Origin of the sequence: Saccharothrix sp. ALI-22-I, from assembly GCF_001984175.1 — a bacterium.
GTDB lineage: Bacteria > Actinomycetota > Actinomycetes > Mycobacteriales > Pseudonocardiaceae > Actinosynnema.
In genome coordinates this window covers 16,285-33,105 of sequence record NZ_MTQP01000058.1, presented here as the reverse complement: position 1 = coordinate 33,105, position 16,821 = coordinate 16,285, and the positions used below count along the sequence as shown (strand labels likewise).

Sequence of the window (16,821 nt, the reverse complement as noted above, 5' to 3'; positions counted from 1 at the left end):
ACCGTCCACCGGTGTTCCGGGGTCGCCACCCGGCTGGGTCGCGCCCCCTGTGGCGCAACCACCGAGCGCCAGGAGGAAAACGGCGCCCACCGCGGTCCGGCGGGACATTTCGAGCATCACACACACCCTTCGAAAGAGGACCAGTTCCCCACGAGCGTCTCGGCGACTCGCGCGGACCATTCGGGACCGCCGATCAGCTCGTCGGACGCCGTCCGGTGGACGTGCTCGACGAGATCGGCGGGAATGTCTTCGCCCGCGAGCAGTTCCGTCGCCCTGACCAGAGACTGCGCCGCTCCGCGGACCACCGTGTGGAAGCCCGCCGAGACCGTGGCGTCGGCCTCACGACCGGTCGCGGCGAACAGATCGAGCATGCCCAGCACCCGCAGCAGCGCGGCCTGGGCCGTCAGCACGGCGGTGGCCGCCTCACCCACCTCGCGGGTCTGGCTCGCTGCCGCCCGGCGCACGGCGGTCGACGCCACGCCGACCGCCGCGGACACGAGCAGCGCGGCACGCACCAGGTACGGCCGGGGCGCGTCACCGCGGTAGCGCTGGGCGAGGTGCTCGGCGAACTCCCCGCCGATGCCGGGAGACGCCGCACCGAGTGCCGCAAGGCCGCGACCGATCTGTTCCCATTCCCGGTGGCCCACGTCGGCGAGCGGGCTCGCGGACAACCGGGCGAGCACCTCCGCCCGGTCGGCGGCCGGGTCGGCGGCCTGCGCCGCCAGCTCGACCGGCAACACGCTCTGGGTGTAGAGCCAGTTGGGCAACATCAGCTCTCCTTCGCGATCCGGGCGAGTGCCGAGGAGATCTCGTCGGCGACGTGCTTCACAGCGGGATCCCCGAGGATCGAGTAGTGGTGGGCGTCGACCTCCACCACGCGGAACTCACCCGCCACGTGGCCGCTCCAGCCGAGGTCGTGCTCGTCGAACGCGTCGTCCACGCCCATGCCGATGCGTGCGTTGCGCGGCGACGTGCGTCCCGCGCGCAGCAGCAGCACGGGGGTCTCGGCGTCCAGCGGGCTCGCGTGATGGGAAGCCAGGCCGCGCAGGTGCCGTGCGAACACCGCGTAGCGGGCGGGGGTCACGGTGAACCCGCACTCGGCCAGCGCCCGCTCCAGCTCGTCGGCACCGTGGCCGGTGCCGCAGTCGACGTCGAGGTACGCCTCCAGCGACCGCAGGTAGCGCAGCCGGACCTCGTCGTCGGTGCGCTGCCGGTCCAGCCCTTCGATCGCGACGATCCGCTCCGGGCTGTTGGAGTCGATCATCACCAGCAGCGCCACCCGCTCGCCGCGCTCGCGCAGCGCGCACGCCAGCTCGTGCCCCACGGTGCCACCCATCGACCAGCCACCGAGCAGGTACGGTCCGTGCGGCTGATGGGCCCGCAGCACCGCGAGGTACTGCTCGACCATCGCCGCGATCGACTCGGGCCCGTCGTGTCCGGAGAGCCCCGGATCGGCCAGTGCGATCACCGGGTTCGGTGCGCTGATGCGCCGGGCGAGGTCGGCGTAGCACAGGACGTCACCGCCCGAGGGGTGCAGCAGGAACAGCGGCGGTCCGTCGCCGTCGCGCAGCGGCACCGCGATGTCCGCCACCGGGACCGGCTCGTCCGCGCGCACCGCGGCGGCGAGCCCGGCGGGCGTGGGGGCGGCGAGGAAGGCGCGGGGTTGCGCGCTGCTCCCGTGTTCCCGTGCCAGCCTGCCGAGCATCCGCACGGCGAGCAGCGAATCGCCGCCCAGCGCGAAGAAGTCGTCCGACCTGTCCACTTCGGACACGCCGAGCAGGTCGGCCCACAGCGCCGCGATCCGCCGCTCCAGCTCGTCGCGGGGTGCGCCTGGCTCGACCCGCCCGCGTTCGGTGGTCGGCTCATCGGCTTGCCCGGCGCCGGTGTCGGCGGGCAGCTCCACGACATCGTCCCAGCCCAGTCCGGCGGCGAGTTCACGGACGGTGCCCACGATTTCGCCGAACAGCCGGTCGACCACCTCCGTGCCGAACAGCTCCTCGACCACGGCGAAGTTCAGGACCAGCTCGCCGCGCAGCTCGAACACCCGCAGCTCCAGGAACACCTGGGGCGTGCGGATGTGCTGCACGTAGTCGGAGATGTCGATCCGGCCGAGCGGTCCGGCGGTCAGCGGCCGCTCGCCACCCAGTGCCGCGTCCATGCCGATGGTGCTCTGGAACACCACCGGCGCGACCGGCCTGTGCGTGCCCCGGTGCCGGGCCAGCTCACGCGACACCTCGACGCCGCTGACCAGGTTGTGCGCGAGCGAATCGGTGATCTCGCCGCGCACGGCGGCGGCCAGGTCCGCGAACCGCCCGCCGTGCGGCAGGTCGATCGACAGCAGCGCGGTCGACGAGAACGCGCCGATCATCCGGTCCACGTCCGGGTGCAGCGGCAGCCGGGCCGCCTGCAGGCTGTTCAGCAGGAACCGCCTGCCGCCCGCGAGCCGGGCGAGCGCGATGGCGTAGACCGCCAGCACGGCAGCGGTCGGCGTGACCTCGTGCTCGGCGCAGCGTTCCCGCAACGCCGCCCAGTCCGCAGGCGCCAAGCGCGCCTCCCGTGCCGCCATCGCGGCCACGTCCAGCCCGTCGGGGTCGGCGATCATCGGCAGCGCGGGCGCGGCGGGCAGCTGCGGCAGGCGTCGCGACCACCACTCGTGGTCGGCCCGCCACTGCTCTCCCCCGCGCACCTCCTCAAGAGCGGTGGCGTAGTCGCCGAAGTCGACCAGCAGCGGGGGCAGCACGGCGTTGGGATCGGCCACGTAGGTCAGCAGTTCACGGTCGAACACGCCACCCGACCAGCCGTCCACCGCGAGGAGGCTGAACGCGGTGTGCAGCCGCGCCCGCCCGCCGGGCAACAGGGTCAGCCTCATCTCCAGCGGAGGTCCCGTGACGGGGTCGGGTCCGCGCAGGCTCATCTCGGCCCGGATGCGGTCGAGCTCGGCAGCCACGACGTCGTCGTTCGCGTCGCGCAGGTCGCACACCTCGGGCACGACCGCGGTCTGCGGGTCGTCGGCGCCGAGGATGCGCTGCGTGCCATCGGGCGTGATCCGAACCCGCAGCATCGGCTGGTGTGCGATCACCCGGCGCAGCGCGTCGGCCAAGGCCACCGGAGCGCGCTCGGCGTCCACATCGAACAGTGCGACGTCGGTGCACACGTGCGCCGAGGAGTAGGACAGCTCCCACTCCCCCTGCTGGCCGACGAAGTAGGCCTGTTGCAGTGGGAGCAGCCCGAACGGCTCGGCAGGCTCGAACCTGCGGCGCACGGTCACGTCGAGAGCCCTGCGAGCAGAGCCGCCCTCGCCACGTCGGCGCACCAGCTCGACCAGATCGGTGAGGGTCAGCTCGGCGCGGATCTCGGTCAGCGCGAGCACGACGTCCAGCTCCTGCCGGATGACCGAGGCCATCCGGACGACGAGCAGGGAGTCACCGCCGAGACCGAGGAACGAGACGTCCGCCGGGATCGCGCCCGGTTCGAGGTCGAGCAGTTCCGCCCAGATCCCGGTGAGCACGTCGATGACGTGGTCGCCCTGGGACTCCCCTGACGCCGCGTCGCCGCCGGTCGAGGCGTCGTCGCCCGCCACGCCGACGACGTGCTCGTCCTCGGACGACGAGGGCGCGAACTCCCCGTGCGGCATCGGGCCCGCTTCACCGCCGGTCCAGGCGTCGTCCGACTCGGCCAGCGCGGTCAGCCACGTGACGTAGGCGGTGAAGGCGGTGTCGGCCTCTGCGGCGTCCAGCGATGTCTCGGCCACGTCCCACTGCAGCACCAGCGCGCCGCGGTGCTCGTAGGCCTGGTGGTCGAGCCACACCTGCGGGGTCTGGCTCACGCCGAAGTCGACCGGCCCGAGCCACTCGTGGTCGTGCGGCTCACCGCCGAGGCGGTCCAGCCCCAGCATGCCGGTGAACACGACCGGCACGTTCTGCTGCCTGCCGGTGCGCCGCGCCTGCTCGGTGAGCACCTCGAGACCGGAGAACGACCGGTGGTCCAGGTCGTCGAACAACCGGTGCTGCGCTGCTTTCGCCCGCTCGGCGAACCTCACGAGCCCGCGGTGATCGGCTTCGAACAGCAGCAGTGACGAGAACTCGCCGACCACCCTGTCCACGTCGGGGTGCACGTCGGGCCGGTCGAACACGGTGAGCGTGAGGCAGAAGTGGTCCGTGCGCGACCACGCGGCGAGCACGTCGGCGTACGCCGTCAGCAGCACGGCGGTCGGCGTCACGCCCATTTGCCCCGCCTGCTCACGCACCCGGTTCCACAGCGGCGCGGCCAGCCTGGCGCTGCGCCGGGCGAACCGGGGCGCGCCCTCGCTCTCGCGCACCGGCAGCGGTGGCGCGGCCGGGAGCGCGTCGACGCGGCGCAGCCAGTACTCGGCCGCACGCCGGTGCTCGGTGTCACCGCGGCGGCGGTCCATCGCCCGCGCGCACTCGGCGAAGGTCGTACCGATCAGGGGTAGCTCGGCCTGCGGGTTCTCGTACAGCGCGCGCAGCTCGCGGTCGAGGATCAGGTAGCTCGCGGAGTCGCAGACGAGCACGTCGACCGAGACGAGCACCCGGTGCCGCCCGCCGGGCATCCGCACGACGTGGGCTTCGATCAACGGCCAGCGGCCGGGGTCGGCGACGCGGTGGGACAGCCGTGCACGCAGCGCCTCCAGCTCGTCCGCACCGGACAGGTCGTGCACCGGTACCCGGTAGCGGGGGACCTCGGTCAGCACCACGTTGTGGCCGTCCGGGCCGACCACGCAGCGCAGCATCTCGTGCCGCTCGATGAGCCGGTTCCACGCGTTCTGGTAGCGCTCGTGGTCCAGCTCCGCGCAGTCGTGCTCCAGGTAGAAGTGGCAGCCGACCTCCCCGAGCGCGAACGCGGCGGACCGGCCGACCCAGTAGGCGTGCTGCACCCTGGTGAGCGGGAACGGTTCCCCCGCGACGACCGGTACGGCGGCGGGCTCCTCCCGGCGGGCGGGGCCGGTTGTCGTCGTGATCAGCTCGGCGAGCCCCGCGACGGTCGGCCGGGCCAGCAGGTCGCGCAACCGCAGTTCGACGCCGTGGTCGTCGCGCAGCCGGGCGAGCACGCGGGTGGCGAGCAGGGAGTGCCCGCCGAGTGCGAAGAAGTCGTCGTCGCGGCTGGTCACCGGACGGCCCAGCGCCTCGCCCAGCACCTCGGCGACGAGACGTTCCTCGGCGGTGGCCGGCGCGTCGCCGCCGGACTCGGCACGCGTCTGCCGCGCTCCGATCGCGAGAGAACGCGTGTTGAGCTCGGCCGGGGACACCGCCACCTGGTGCGGAACGGTCCCGGCCAGCGCGAGACCGGCCACCCGCAGCAGGGCCCGCACCGCGTCGGCCGCGCCGAGCGCGTGCCGCATGGTGATCTCGGCCGCGGCCTCGCGTTCCTGGGCGGTCCCGAACCGCCAGCGGTCCCAGTCGATCGCGACCCAGGTGGTGCCAGGTGTGCCACCGGCGGCGAACCCGTCGAGGAACCGGCTGGCCGCAACATAGGCGCCGAGGCCGAAGCCGCCGATCGTCCCGGCCGCCGAGGACATCAGCACGACCGCACGAGGACGCACCCGGGGTGGCAGGGCCTCGACAGCGGAGCGGAGGTTGAGCGCACCGGTCACCTTGGGCGCCAAGGCGTCCGCCACCACCTGCTCGTCCATTTCGGACAACGCGGCCAGCTCGATCACGACCGGGGCGTGGACGACGAGGTCGATCCTGCCGTGCTGGTCGACCACGTCCGCGAGCAGCGCGCGCAGCTGGTCGGCATCCGTGACGTCCACCGACGGCGTGGTGCTGCGAGAAGCGAGCACCACCCGCGCCGAGCCGCGGGCGTGCAGGGCGTCCGCCAGTGCGCGGGCGACGTTGCCCGAACCACCGGTCACGACGACGACCGGGTCCGAGGGCAGATCCTCGGTGTCGTCGGGCTGCCACGGTTCCCACTGGCGGATCCACCGCTGCCCGGCGCGCAACGCGAGTTCCCACGCCCCACCGTCGGGGGTGGCGAGCAGATCGGCGGTCTCGGCCAGCACGGCGGCGACACCCGTCTCGTCTGGCTCGTCGTCCGGCAGGTCGAGGGTGCGCCAGCGCAGGCCGGGCACCTCCTGGGCGAGCACCCTGGGCAGACCGCGCACGCCGGCGGCGACCGGGTCCACCACCTCGTCACCGATCACCCGCTCGCCGCGCACGGTGAGCTGTACCAGAGGTGTGCCGTCGAGTCGGCCGTATGCCAGCACCTCGTCATGCAGGGACGTGCCAGAGTGGACCGCGATCACCGCGTCCGCGTCGCCGTCGACCACGGGCAGAGCGGCGCGCAGCGCGTCGGCCCAGTGCCCGTCGCCCAGCACGGCCCACCGCCGGTTCGCGGGGGCGGCCACGGGCGCGAGCGGCGGCAGCCTGCGCCACGACGGCAACTGCAGCGGTTCCGCCGCATCGGGCTCGGCCGCGACCGGGCCGACCACCGCCCCAGTGCGCGTGCGCTGGGGCTCGATCCAGAACCGTTCGCGCTGGAAGGCGTAGCCGGGCAGCGGAACCCGCGCCCTGTGACCTCGATGCGTGGCGGTCAGGTCAACGGGGACACCATGCGCCCACAGTGTCCCGGCCGCGTCGAGCAGCGCGGCACGGCCGTCGGTGTCCTCGCCCGCGCGCGGGAAGGTCGTCATGGCCGCGCGAACGGACTCGTGGCGCGCGGCGAGTGAGGCGATCATGCCGCCGGGACCGACCTGCACGAGGACCGGGTCACCGTCGCCCAGCGCGGTGTCCAGCGCGTCGGCGAAGCGCACCGTGCCCCGCAGGTGCCGCACCCAGTGCTCGGGATCGGCGAGCGCCGCGTCCGTGGCCACCTGGCCGGTGAGCGTGGTGACCAGCGGGATCGTGGCCGGTGCGGCGGACAGCCGCGCGGCGACCGCGCGGAGCGCGGGCATGGCGGGCTCCACCAGGCGGGAGTGGGCGGCGACATCGACACCGACGACGTGCGATTCGACGCCCCGTGCGGCGAGGACGTCCCGCAGGACGGTGATGGCGTCGCTCGGCCCGGACACCGCACACGAGTCGGACGCGTTGATCGCGGCGAGATCGAGAGCCGGATGTGCGGACAGCAGGTCACGCACATCCGCTTCGCCGAGCGGCAACGAGAGCATCGCGCCCTGCGGCAACTCCTCCATCAGCCGCGACCGTTCGGCCACCAGCAGTGCGGCGTCCTGCCACGAGAGCACGCCCGCGACAACGGCGGCGGCGTACTCGCCGACGCTGTGCCCGAGCACCACGTCCGGACGCACACCCCAGGACTCCAGCAGGCGGGCGGTGGCGAGACAGGCGGTGAACAGTGCGGGCAGGCCGCGGCGCGGACTGCGGGCAGCCGCGGTGGCCACCGGGTCGAGCAGCACGTCGCGCACGTCCGCGCCGGACAACGGCAGCAGGAACTCCGCTAGTTCGTCCACTGTGGACGCGAAGACCGGTTCGTCGCGGTACAGGCCCTCGGCCATCCCGGCGTACTGGGCACCGCCGCCGGGAAAGGCGAACACCACGCGCGGCGGCGTGCCTGCCGCCTCGACGACGACGGCCCGGCGCAGTGCCTCGGCGGCGTCCTCACCGGGCGCGACCGTCACCGCGGTCCTCGCGGCGAGCTGCCGCCTGCGGGTCAGGGTGTGCGCGACATCGGCGACGGGCGCCGAGGTGACGGCGTCGGAGAGTGCGCGGGCCGTGGCGCGACAGGCCTGCGCCGTCGCCGAGGAGACCACCAGCACCTGCGCCCGCTCGTCACGGTCCGGCTCCGGCGTGACCGGTGCCTCCTCCAGCACGACGTGGCAGTTGACGCCGCCGATGCCGAACGAGCTGACGCCCGCGCGGCGCACCCGCTCGGTCTCCCAGCGCTCGGTGCGGTCGACGATCCGGAAGGCGGAGCCCTCCAGCCCGACCTCAGGGTTCACCGGATGCGCGTGCAGCGACCCTGGGAGCGTGCGGTTCCGCAGCGCCTGAACCACCTTGAGGAATCCCGCGATGCCCGCCGCCGAGTCCGCGTGACCGATGTTGCCCTTGACCGATCCGAGGCCGCACCACGGGCGGTCGGCGTCGCCGAAGACCCGTCGCAGTGCTTGCACTTCGATGGGATCGCCCAGGATGGTTCCCGTCCCGTGCCCTTCCACGTAGGACACGGAACGCGGGTCGACGTCGCCGACCGCGAGCGCCTCCGCGATCGTGCGCGCCTGCCCCGCGGACGAGGGTGCGGTGAAGCCGGCGCGGTCCGCGCCGTCGTTGCCCACGGCGGAGCCGAGGACGACGGCGTGCACGTGGTCGCCGTCGGCCAGCGCGTCGGACAACCGCCGCAGCACGACGACACCGGCCCCCTGGGTGAAGACCGTGCCCCTGGCTTGCGCCGAGTAGGGGCGGGTGTGGCCGTCCGCGGAGAACGGACCGTCCGGCACGTGCAGGTAGCCCAGTCCCTGCGGCACCCGCAGCGACACCCCACCCGCCAGCGCGGTGTCGCACTCGCCCGCGAGCAGCGCCTGCACCGCGATGTGCACGGCGACCAGCGACGTGGCGCACGTGGCGCCCACCGCGACCGCGGGTCCTTCCAGGCCGAGCCGGTGCGCGGTCCGCAACGGCAGGTAGTCGGCCACGTTGCCGGTGTGCAGCTGCAGGCTGCCCGCGGGGTCCGCGCCTCCGAGCGGGTCGAAGCGGTGCGCGAGGTTCGTCGCGAGATAGGCGGAGAGCCCGGCGCCCGCGAACACCCCGGTCACGCCCGCACCGCGGGCAAGCCCGGCGTGCTCCAGCGCGTGCCACGCGCACTCCAGGAACACGCGCTGCTGCGGGTCGAGCAGCTCCGCCTCGGTACGCGACATGCCGAACGGTGCCGGGTCGAACCGGTCCTGGTCGACCAGCAGACCACCCACCGGCACATAGGCCGGGTTGCGGCGCAGCCCGGTGGGCACGCCGCGCTGCGCCAGCTCCTCGTCGGTGAACCGGGTCAGCGCCTCACCGCCGTCGACGAGCAGCTGCCAGAACGCGTCCGCATCACCGGCACCGGGGAAACGACAGGAGAACCCGACGACGGCGACGGACTCGTTCACGGGCTCACTCCCAGGCGACGACGGTCGTCACTCGGACGAGTGACGACCGTCGTCAGCTTACGGAAACGACAATCATTGTCAATCAGCGCGTCGCGGAGAACACGTGCTGCCCGATCCGGCTCAGCGGGTGGTCCACACCCGGCACGCAAAGCGGATCCCGAAAACCTGCCGCGGCGAGCTCGCCGAGCCACTCCTCCCGCGTCGGGAAGATCCGATCGGTGCCCCGGCGGAAGTCCTCGAAGTCCGCGTCCGGCTCGGCGGCGGGCGGCGACATCAGGAACTGCATCGAGGTCATGAGCTGGTAGTGATCACGACAGGTCTCGATGAACACCAGGCACCCGCCCGGCGCGAGCAGGTCGCGGATCGCCCGCAGCGTCCGCTCCGCGTGCCGCGCGTTGTGCAACACGTTGGCCGCGAGCACCAGGTCCACCGATTCCGGCGGGCGCCCCTGCTCCGAGGCGTCGCGGTTGAGGTCGAACAAGCCGTAGCGCACCCACGGCCGAGACGCGAACCGCTCCTTCGCGGCCATCAGGAAGAACCGCGTCACATCGGTGAACAGGTAGTCGACTTCCAGCCCGTCCAGCTCCGGCAGCACCTCGACCGTCGTACCGCCCACACCCGCCCCGATCTCCAACACCCGCACCGGTCCAGGTCCCGCGTGCCGCTCGGAGAACGCCCTCATCGCCGCCGCGGCGGCGTTGTTGGTGTACCTACTTGCCAGGTTGCGCCGGTACACGTCGTCGGCCACATCCAGGTCCCCGTCGGCGAACAGCAGCGCCTGCAACGAGATCTCGTCGCGCAGCAGTTCCGGCAGATATGACACCGACAGCTGGAAGAAACGCGCCAGCCCCGGACCGTGCTCGAACCCACGGGCCACAGAGTCCAGGCGGGCGCGCGCCCCTTCGACCTCCGCGGCCTCCACCCTGCGCAGTCCTCGATACCGCGCCGCGTCCCGCGCGAGCATGCCTTCGCGCACGAGCGCCGCGAGCCAGCGACGCACGATCCGGACGTGCCGAGGAGCGACCTTCATGGCAGTGACGATCTCGCGGAGATCGTGCGCGGTGTCGGGCGCGTCGAACAGTCCCTGACGTCTCACGGTGTACGCGATCGCGAGCAGCGCGGCCTGGTCGAGCAGATCGGCCAGATCACCGAGCGCTGCGAGATCGGCCGCCGCCACCGCCGCTTCACCGGCCGTCGCGGCCCGGCGAACGAGCTCTTCCATCACGCCTCCCGAGTCGGTCGGGAGCATGCTAGTTCGACAATGATTATCGTTACAAGCTACGTGCGTCTAGTTGTTGCGAGTCATGACACTGGTGACGGAGGTCTGCCAGTCGAGCTCGTTCGCAGTCCCGGCACCCGTACGCACGCTGTGCCAGAACTCGCGGTTTGCCGGGTTGGCGCAGGTCACCGGTCACACCGGCGTTCCGCTCGCCGTGATGTCACCCGGTTCGTCCGTCGATCGAGGACTGTCGACGCCCCGAGGCAGCAGCATGATGGCCAGCGCCGGGATCGTGGCGAGGACGAGCCAGGGCACGGCATGCGGGAGGCCAGGTCGAGCAGGTAGCCGGTTGCCGCGCTGCCGACGAGGACGATAGCCCGATGGCCATGGACCTGCGCAGGTCCAGCCGGTTCCCGGCCCACCGGGTGACCGGCAGCTGGGCGGACACGACGAGCAGGGAGGACAGGGCGAACAGCCACGCCAGGGGCGCCTGCGATCCCGCGGCGCGCGCCACCTCGTCCGGCAGCGCGAGGTAGAGGACGCCGACTTCCCCTGGGCGTCCTCGGACACGAAGGCCCGACCGTGATCGTCGGGCTCAACGGACTCCGCTTGCTGCGCGATGCCCCCTGGCGCCGGGCCGCCGCGACCTCACTGATCGATCGGTGAACGGCGGCACCGGCAGCCACGCGTGAGCACTCCGGTCAGAGAAGTCCCCGTCGATAGGCGGCCACCAGTCGGCGGGGCACCCTGAGCTTGCGACCGTCGAGAGTGGTCACCGGGACGAGGTCCGGTGGCGTGGCCTTCCACTGCGCACGGCGGTGGCGGGTGTTGCTGCGCGAGGTCTTGCGCTTCGGCACGGCCATCAGGTCGTCCTCTTCCCGTAGCGGCGGTTGAACTTCTCGACCCGGCCGGCGGTGTCCATGACCCGCTGGGCGCCGGTCCAGAACGGGTGGGAGTCGGACGTGATGTCGACCGTGATGAGCGGGTAGGTGTTGCCGTCCTCCCACTCGATCGTCCGGGTCGACGTGGCCGTGGACCGGGTCAGGAACGCCTTGCCCGTCGCCTGGTCCTTGAAGACCACCGGGTGGTAGTCGGGGTGGATGCCCTGCTTCACAACTCCTCCATCTGGTCGTGCCACTCGGCGAAGGGGTCGACGAACTCCAGTTCGTCGATCAACGCCAATTCCTCGTCGGTCACCAACGCCTCGCGCAGTGCCGCCGTGATCTCCTCCGGTGACGCGGAGGCCGTGATGACCACCAGCTCCTGCGACCGGTCGCCGAAGTAGGGGTCCCACACCGCCGAAGCGGTCACCTGGCGCTCGGCGGGCACCTCGGACCAGTCGTCGACGGCCGCGAGCCACGGCCCGAGGTTGCCCACGTTCAGGCCACCACCGGCAGACTCCAGCCACAGCGCGACATCCGGCTGACTGGCCACCCACACCCGGCCGCGGGTGCGCACGACGCCGTCGAGCAGGACGTCGATGGCCTGGTGCAACCGCATCGGGTGGAACGGGCGGCGTTCGGTGAAGTGCACGACGGCCGCGCCGTGCGCCGGTTCCAGCGGCGGCTGCCCGTGCAGCAGGGTGCCGAAGCCGTCGTCGAACCGGCCTCGACGGGCGCCCTCGGGGATCGCGGCCAGCAGTTCCGGCACGTCGAGGACGTCCCGGTGTCGACGCGGCGCGAGGGGGTTCAGCCGGTCCAGCACGGCGTCCAAGGCGGGGTCGACGCCGACGCCGGTCAGCACGATCGCGTCGGCGAACTCCGCCTGCCCCACGACCACCTGCGCCACGGTGCGCTCGTCGCCGTCCCCCGCGCCCAGGCCGCGGTCGTCCATCGTGTCCTCACCGGTCGCGTCGGCGAGCCAGGTCGCGAGGTCCACCACGGTGATCACGCCTTCGACCCGCACGTCCACCTCCCGCAGGGCGAAGCAGACGGCTTCCGGCTCCAGCGCCGGGTCCAGGTGCACGACCACCCGGCCGCCCAGCCGTTCCAGCAGCGGCAGCAGGTCGAGGCGCAACGTGCACGACACACACCCGTGCGCGAGTTCCAGCACCGTCAGCTCGCCGTCGACCCAGCGGCGCACCACGCCCTCGGAGAGATCGCGCAGGTCGTGGCGGACCAGCACCGACCCCGGCGACGCGCGCCAGACCTCCCCGGCCACGTCGTGCTCCGCGAGACCGGCCACCAGTACGACCTCGGTTCCCATGTGGGTTAGCCTAACGGTAACGATTGTCGTTTTAAAACTGGAGGTAGGGTGTCCGCACGGCACTGCCAGGTCACCGGGCGCAAGCCCGGCTTCGGCAAACAGGTCTCGCACTCCCATCGGCGCACGTCCCGGCGCTGGCTGCCCAACACCCAGCGCCGCAGGTTCTGGCTGCCCTCGGAGAACCGGTACGTCGTGCTCAACCTGTCGACCAAGGGCATCAAGACCGTCGACCGCCGCGGCATCGAAGCGGTGGTCGCCGACCTGCGCCGCCAGGGGGTGAAGGTCTGATGGCCAAGTCCACCGACGTCCGGCCGATCATCAAGCTCCGCTCCACCGCGGGCACCGGCTACACCTACGTCACCCGCAAGAACCGCCGCAACGACCCCGACCGGTTGGTGCTGCGCAAGTTCGATCCCGTCGTCCGCAGGCACGTCGACTTCAAGGAGGAGCGCTGATGGCCAAGAAGTCCAAGATCGCCAAGGACCGGCAGCGGCGGGAGGTCGTCGCCCGGTACGCCGAGCGGCGCCACGAGCTGAAGGAGATCATCCGGCTCGACCCGGAGCGCCGCGACGAGGCCCTGCGGGCGTTGCAGAAGCTGCCCCGTGACGCCAGTCCCACCAGGCTGCGCAACCGGGACGCCGTGGACGGTCGCCCCAGGGCGTTCAACCGCGCGTTCGGCCTGTCCCGCATCCGGCTGCGCGAGATGGCGCACCGCGGCGAGCTGCCCGGCGTGAGCAAGTCGAGTTGGTGAGCCGGGTGCCCAAGGTCGAACGTGCCCCGAAGCGCCGGGTGAACCTGCTGCGCAAAGAGGGCATAACCGACGTGGACTGGAAGGACGCCACGCTGCTGCGGAAGTTCATCTCCGACCGCGGCAAGATCCGCTCCCGCCGCGTCACCGGTTTGACACCGCAACAACAACGCCAGGTCGCCACCGCCATCAAGAACGCACGAGAGATGGCACTGCTCCCCTACCCCAGCCAAGGGCGTTGACCGACCGGGTGTGCTCCGCTCAGCCGGCGGAGCACACCCGCCCTTCTACCTGGAAAGAACCACATGACCGCCGATCCACGCGCCCCCGTCACCGTGCTGTCCGGTTTCCTCGGTGCGGGCAAGACCACCCTGCTCAACCACGTGCTGGCCAACCGGGAAGGGCGCCGGGTGGCGGTGGTGGTCAACGACATGAGCGAGGTGAACATCGACGCTGCCCTGGTGTCCGGGCGCGGCGGTGAACGGCTGGTGGAGCTGACCAACGGGTGCATCTGCTGCACGTTGCGCGAGGACCTGTTGGAGAGTGTGGGCGCGTTGGCCCGGGAAGGCCGGTTCGACACGATCCTGATCGAGTCGACCGGGATCTCCGAGCCGATGCCGGTGGCCGCGACGTTCGAGTGGACGTTCGAGGACGGCACGAGCCTGTCCGACCACGCCCGCCTGGACACGATGGTCACCGTGGTCGACGCCTCGGGGTTCCTCACCGAGTTGGAGCGGGGCGACCGGCTCGCCGAACGCGACCTGGCCGCCGCGGAAGAGGATGAACGGGGCATCTCGGACCTGCTGGTGGATCAGGTGGAGTTCGCCGACGTGCTGGTGCTGAACAAGACCGACCTGGCCACACCGGAGCAGCTGACGGTGGTGGAAGGGTTGCTGCGCAAGCTCAACCCGAGTGCCCGGCTGATCCGGTCGCACCGCGGCGTGGTGGACCTGTCCGAGGTGCTCGACACCGGTCGTTACGACCCGGTGACCGCGGCCACGTCACCGGGGTGGGCCGAGGAGTTGGCGGGGTCGCACGTGCCGGAGACCGAGGAGTACGGCATCCGCTCGGTCACCTACCGCGCCGACCGCCCGTTCCACCCCGCCCGGCTGGCCGCCGCGTTGGAGGACTGGCAGGGCGTCGTGCGCAGCAAGGGTTTCTGCCACATCGCCAGCCGCCCGCACACCCTCGCCGTGTGGTCCCAGGCCGGGCCGAACCTCACCATCGAGCCGGGCGAACTGCTCGACGGCCACACCGCCCGCCAGGAGCTGGTGTTCATCGGCGTCGACCTCGACCGCGACGAACCACGCCGCAGGCTCGACCCCGCACTGCTCACCGACGCCGAACTCGCGGCGGGTCCGACCGCGTGGCGACGGTTCGACGACCCCCTGCCCTCGTGGGACGACCTCGAACCACACCTGCACGAGCACCCGTTGCCCGTTCCACGCTGGTCGGCGGAGCGGGAGTAGGGACCGCCGCGCCGAGCCGAGCAATGCCGGGAAGCCTCTGGTGGTCCTCAGCACGGGCGCTTCCCGGTGCCGGCGAGTGCTCGTGCGGAACACCGCCATGAACACGGCGATGGCAACGAGTTGGCCGACCACCCGACGACACCTGTCGAACCCATCTCGGCCGAACGGATCTTGCGGAGCTTATCGAGAATCACAATCATGTTCAGTAGAGTCGCCGATCGATGAGGCCGTGATGGTGGGGTTATAAGCATGGATCCGGACCAGCAGTTGAGCGGCAAGACCAACTCCGTGCTGAAAGCCCTCACGTGGGAGGACAGGTTCACCACGGCCGGAGAACTCCACCTCGAGATGCGGCAGATGGGCGAGGAGATCTCGCTCATCACCGTCTACCGGGCGCTCCACGTTCTTCGGTTGATGCGCTTGGTCGACATGGTGATCGACGAGGACGGCAGCCACCGGTACCGCCGCTGTTCCCCGCTCCCCCACCAGCACCTCATGTGCTCGGAGTGCCGGTCGACGGTGGAGATCCCGGACCAGTCCTCACCGTTCGAGGGGTGGACTTCACCGGAAGCGTTCGGATTCAGCGATGTCGTTGTGCGCGTGAAGATCTCCGGCATCTGCCGGCACTGCGCCGACCACCTGCACGGTCGAGCACCGCTCGGGCGCACCGGCAGCTAGGACCGTGAACCGGACCGGCGAGGACCGGCTCGAACCTGCCGGGCCGCTAGCACTGAGTGGCATGTTCCGTGTAACGACAATCGTTCTCGTGTAGATTCGCGGTGGATTGCCTACCCGGGACAAGGCCTCACCGATGATGACCGACACCACGGGCGCGAGCGGCTACGCCGTCAACGCCCAGTACTACGACCTGATCTTTCCCTCAGCCCACCGCGACGCGATGCGTGCGGCACTCGGCGCGTTGGTGAGCGGCGCTTCACGCGTGGTGGAGATCGGCTCGGGCACCGGTTTGTTCACCGAGGCCTTGGTGGCCGGGCTCCCCGCCGGTGGGGAGGTGTTCGCGGTCGAACCCGCGCCGGTCATGCGCGCCGCCCTCACCACCCGACTGGCGGCATTGGGCGATCCGCCGGTCACGGTGCTACCGGACGACGCGCTGACCGCCGACGTCGACGGGCCGGTGGACGCCGTGGTGATGCTGCACGTGCTCACCCACTTCTCCCCCGCCGACCGACAGGCCCTGTGGCGGCGTTGGGTGCCCCGACTGCGCAGCGACGGCCTCGTCGTCGTCGATGTCCAGGCGCCGCAGGAGCCGGTCGCGGTGCCGGCGACGGTGATGCCGGGACGTGCGCTCGGACGCCGTCGCTACGACTCCGCAGCCGAGGCGGCGGTCGACGGTGACCGTCTCGTGTGGACGGTCACCTACCGCGTGCACGAGGGCGACCGGCTGATTTCCGAGGAGTCGGTGTCGTTCCCCTCGTTCGTCGCCTCGGACGAGGTGCTGCACGCCGAACTGCGCGAGGCGGGCTGCGAACCGGTGACGGACGCGCCGGCCGGCGTACTGGCCTGGCGCAGGCGTTAGCGGTCGAGCACGGCCCAGCGGCCACACCGGCCGTCGATGGACCCGGCGGTGCCGCGCCGGTTCAGTGCTCGTCGTAGTGCTCGGCGTGGACCGCGTGCCGGTGGCCGTCGTGGATGTAGTCGACGTGGTCGCCGTGCGGAACCGCGACGTGACCGCAGCCTTCGCCGTGAGCGTGCGTGTGCTCCGTGTGGGCGGCGTGCCCCGTCGGCTCGCATTCGTCGTAGTGACCGTCGTGACCGCGGTGCAGATGACCCTCGTGGGCGTAGTCCACGTGGTCGGCATGCGGGAGGGCGACGTGGCCGCAGCCGTTCCCGTGCACGTGGTCGTGTGCGGTGTGTTCGACGTGCGTTGCCGTCATGAAGATCTCGCCTCTCTGCTGTGGTCGGCAGCCGATCGCGACTGCCCTGAACGGCCGCGAACGACACGGCCTAACGTCAGTAACATATTAGAACATGCGCATGAGACATGCCAATCGGAGCCTGCCGAGTCGGACACCACGTGCAGCGGTGCCGGGTCGATGCCGATCGTGCGCGCTACCTCGCCTGGTTACGACACACCGGTGACAAATCGCCGGCGAACGGGTGATCG

General features: G+C 71.5%; 15 protein-coding genes. 8 read left to right on the top strand and 7 right to left on the bottom strand.

Translation table 11 applies throughout. The annotated features are described in order from the left end of the window. Positions 1–116 precede the first annotated feature (116 nt). From ALI22I_RS17420 to ALI22I_RS17410, 3 genes are all read right to left on the bottom strand, one after another. Positions 117–770, bottom strand: coding sequence for a hypothetical protein (locus tag ALI22I_RS17420; RefSeq protein ID WP_077006572.1), 654 nt, complete (start codon positions 768–770; stop codon positions 117–119). Further along, positions 770–9,055, bottom strand: coding sequence for a type I polyketide synthase (locus ALI22I_RS17415; RefSeq protein ID WP_077006571.1), 8,286 nt, complete (start codon positions 9,053–9,055; stop codon positions 770–772). The genes ALI22I_RS17420 and ALI22I_RS17415 overlap by 1 nt, the downstream gene beginning before the upstream one ends. An 82-nt stretch (positions 9,056–9,137) precedes the next feature. Next, entirely contained in the window at positions 9,138–10,277 is a 1,140-nt protein-coding gene (locus ALI22I_RS17410) for a class I SAM-dependent methyltransferase (RefSeq protein WP_143532262.1), read from the bottom strand. Between the two features lie 377 nt (positions 10,278–10,654). Between ALI22I_RS17410 and ALI22I_RS50920 the strand changes: the two genes are divergently transcribed. Continuing rightward, positions 10,655–10,810: a hypothetical protein gene (locus tag ALI22I_RS50920; RefSeq protein ID WP_179118260.1), complete on the top strand. Its 156-nt coding sequence runs from the start codon at positions 10,655–10,657 to the stop codon at positions 10,808–10,810. 165 nt (positions 10,811–10,975) lie between these two features. Here the strand turns inward: ALI22I_RS50920 and rpmF are convergent, their stop codons facing one another. Genes rpmF through mrf form a run of 3 tightly spaced genes read right to left on the bottom strand, consistent with a single transcriptional unit; the run spans position 10,976 to position 12,479 of the window. Next, positions 10,976–11,137: a 50S ribosomal protein L32 gene (rpmF, locus tag ALI22I_RS17400; protein WP_077006568.1), complete on the bottom strand. Its 162-nt coding sequence runs from the start codon at positions 11,135–11,137 to the stop codon at positions 10,976–10,978. Then, positions 11,137–11,388 carry a type B 50S ribosomal protein L31 gene (locus ALI22I_RS17395; RefSeq protein ID WP_077006567.1) on the bottom strand — a complete coding sequence of 84 codons (252 nt, stop codon included), beginning with the start codon at positions 11,386–11,388 and terminating at the stop codon, positions 11,137–11,139. The genes rpmF and ALI22I_RS17395 overlap by 1 nt, the downstream gene beginning before the upstream one ends. Continuing rightward, positions 11,385–12,479 (bottom strand): ribosome hibernation factor-recruiting GTPase MRF, encoded by a 1,095-nt coding sequence (mrf, locus tag ALI22I_RS17390; protein ID WP_077006566.1) that lies wholly within the window; start codon positions 12,477–12,479, stop codon positions 11,385–11,387. The genes ALI22I_RS17395 and mrf overlap by 4 nt, the downstream gene beginning before the upstream one ends. Before the next feature lie 48 nt (positions 12,480–12,527). Here mrf and rpmB point away from each other — a divergent pair, with 48 nt between their 5' ends. The 7 genes from rpmB to ALI22I_RS17355 all read left to right on the top strand — a co-directional run bounded on the left by rpmB (position 12,528) and on the right by ALI22I_RS17355 (position 16,233). Beyond that, the gene (rpmB, locus tag ALI22I_RS17385; protein ID WP_077006565.1) at positions 12,528–12,767 is read left to right on the top strand and encodes a 50S ribosomal protein L28; all 240 of its coding nucleotides are present in this window, start codon (positions 12,528–12,530) and stop codon (positions 12,765–12,767) included. After that, positions 12,767–12,934, top strand: a complete 168-nt coding sequence (gene rpmG / locus ALI22I_RS17380; protein WP_033439124.1) for a 50S ribosomal protein L33 — start codon at positions 12,767–12,769, stop codon at positions 12,932–12,934. Before rpmB ends, rpmG begins: the two co-directional genes overlap by 1 nt. Continuing rightward, positions 12,934–13,230, top strand: a complete 297-nt coding sequence (rpsN, locus tag ALI22I_RS17375) for a 30S ribosomal protein S14 (protein ID WP_077006564.1) — start codon at positions 12,934–12,936, stop codon at positions 13,228–13,230. The genes rpmG and rpsN overlap by 1 nt, the downstream gene beginning before the upstream one ends. 5 nt (positions 13,231–13,235) lie before the next feature. Next, on the top strand, positions 13,236–13,469 hold the full coding sequence (gene rpsR / locus ALI22I_RS17370) for a 30S ribosomal protein S18 (protein ID WP_143532261.1): 234 nt from the start codon (positions 13,236–13,238) through the stop codon (positions 13,467–13,469). Positions 13,470–13,532: 63 nt separating this feature from the next. Continuing rightward, positions 13,533–14,696, top strand: coding sequence for a GTP-binding protein (locus ALI22I_RS17365; protein WP_077006562.1), 1,164 nt, complete (start codon positions 13,533–13,535; stop codon positions 14,694–14,696). A gap of 249 nt (positions 14,697–14,945) precedes the next feature. Beyond that, positions 14,946–15,374, top strand: a complete 429-nt coding sequence (locus tag ALI22I_RS17360) for a Fur family transcriptional regulator (protein ID WP_077006561.1) — start codon at positions 14,946–14,948, stop codon at positions 15,372–15,374. Between the two features lie 133 nt (positions 15,375–15,507). Further along, positions 15,508–16,233 (top strand): class I SAM-dependent methyltransferase, encoded by a 726-nt coding sequence (locus ALI22I_RS17355; protein ID WP_077006560.1) that lies wholly within the window; start codon positions 15,508–15,510, stop codon positions 16,231–16,233. A gap of 61 nt (positions 16,234–16,294) precedes the next feature. Here ALI22I_RS17355 and ALI22I_RS17350 read toward each other — a convergent pair whose 3' ends face one another. Next, on the bottom strand, positions 16,295–16,591 hold the full coding sequence (locus ALI22I_RS17350; RefSeq protein ID WP_077006559.1) for a hypothetical protein: 297 nt from the start codon (positions 16,589–16,591) through the stop codon (positions 16,295–16,297). Between the last annotated feature and the right edge of the window lie 230 nt (positions 16,592–16,821).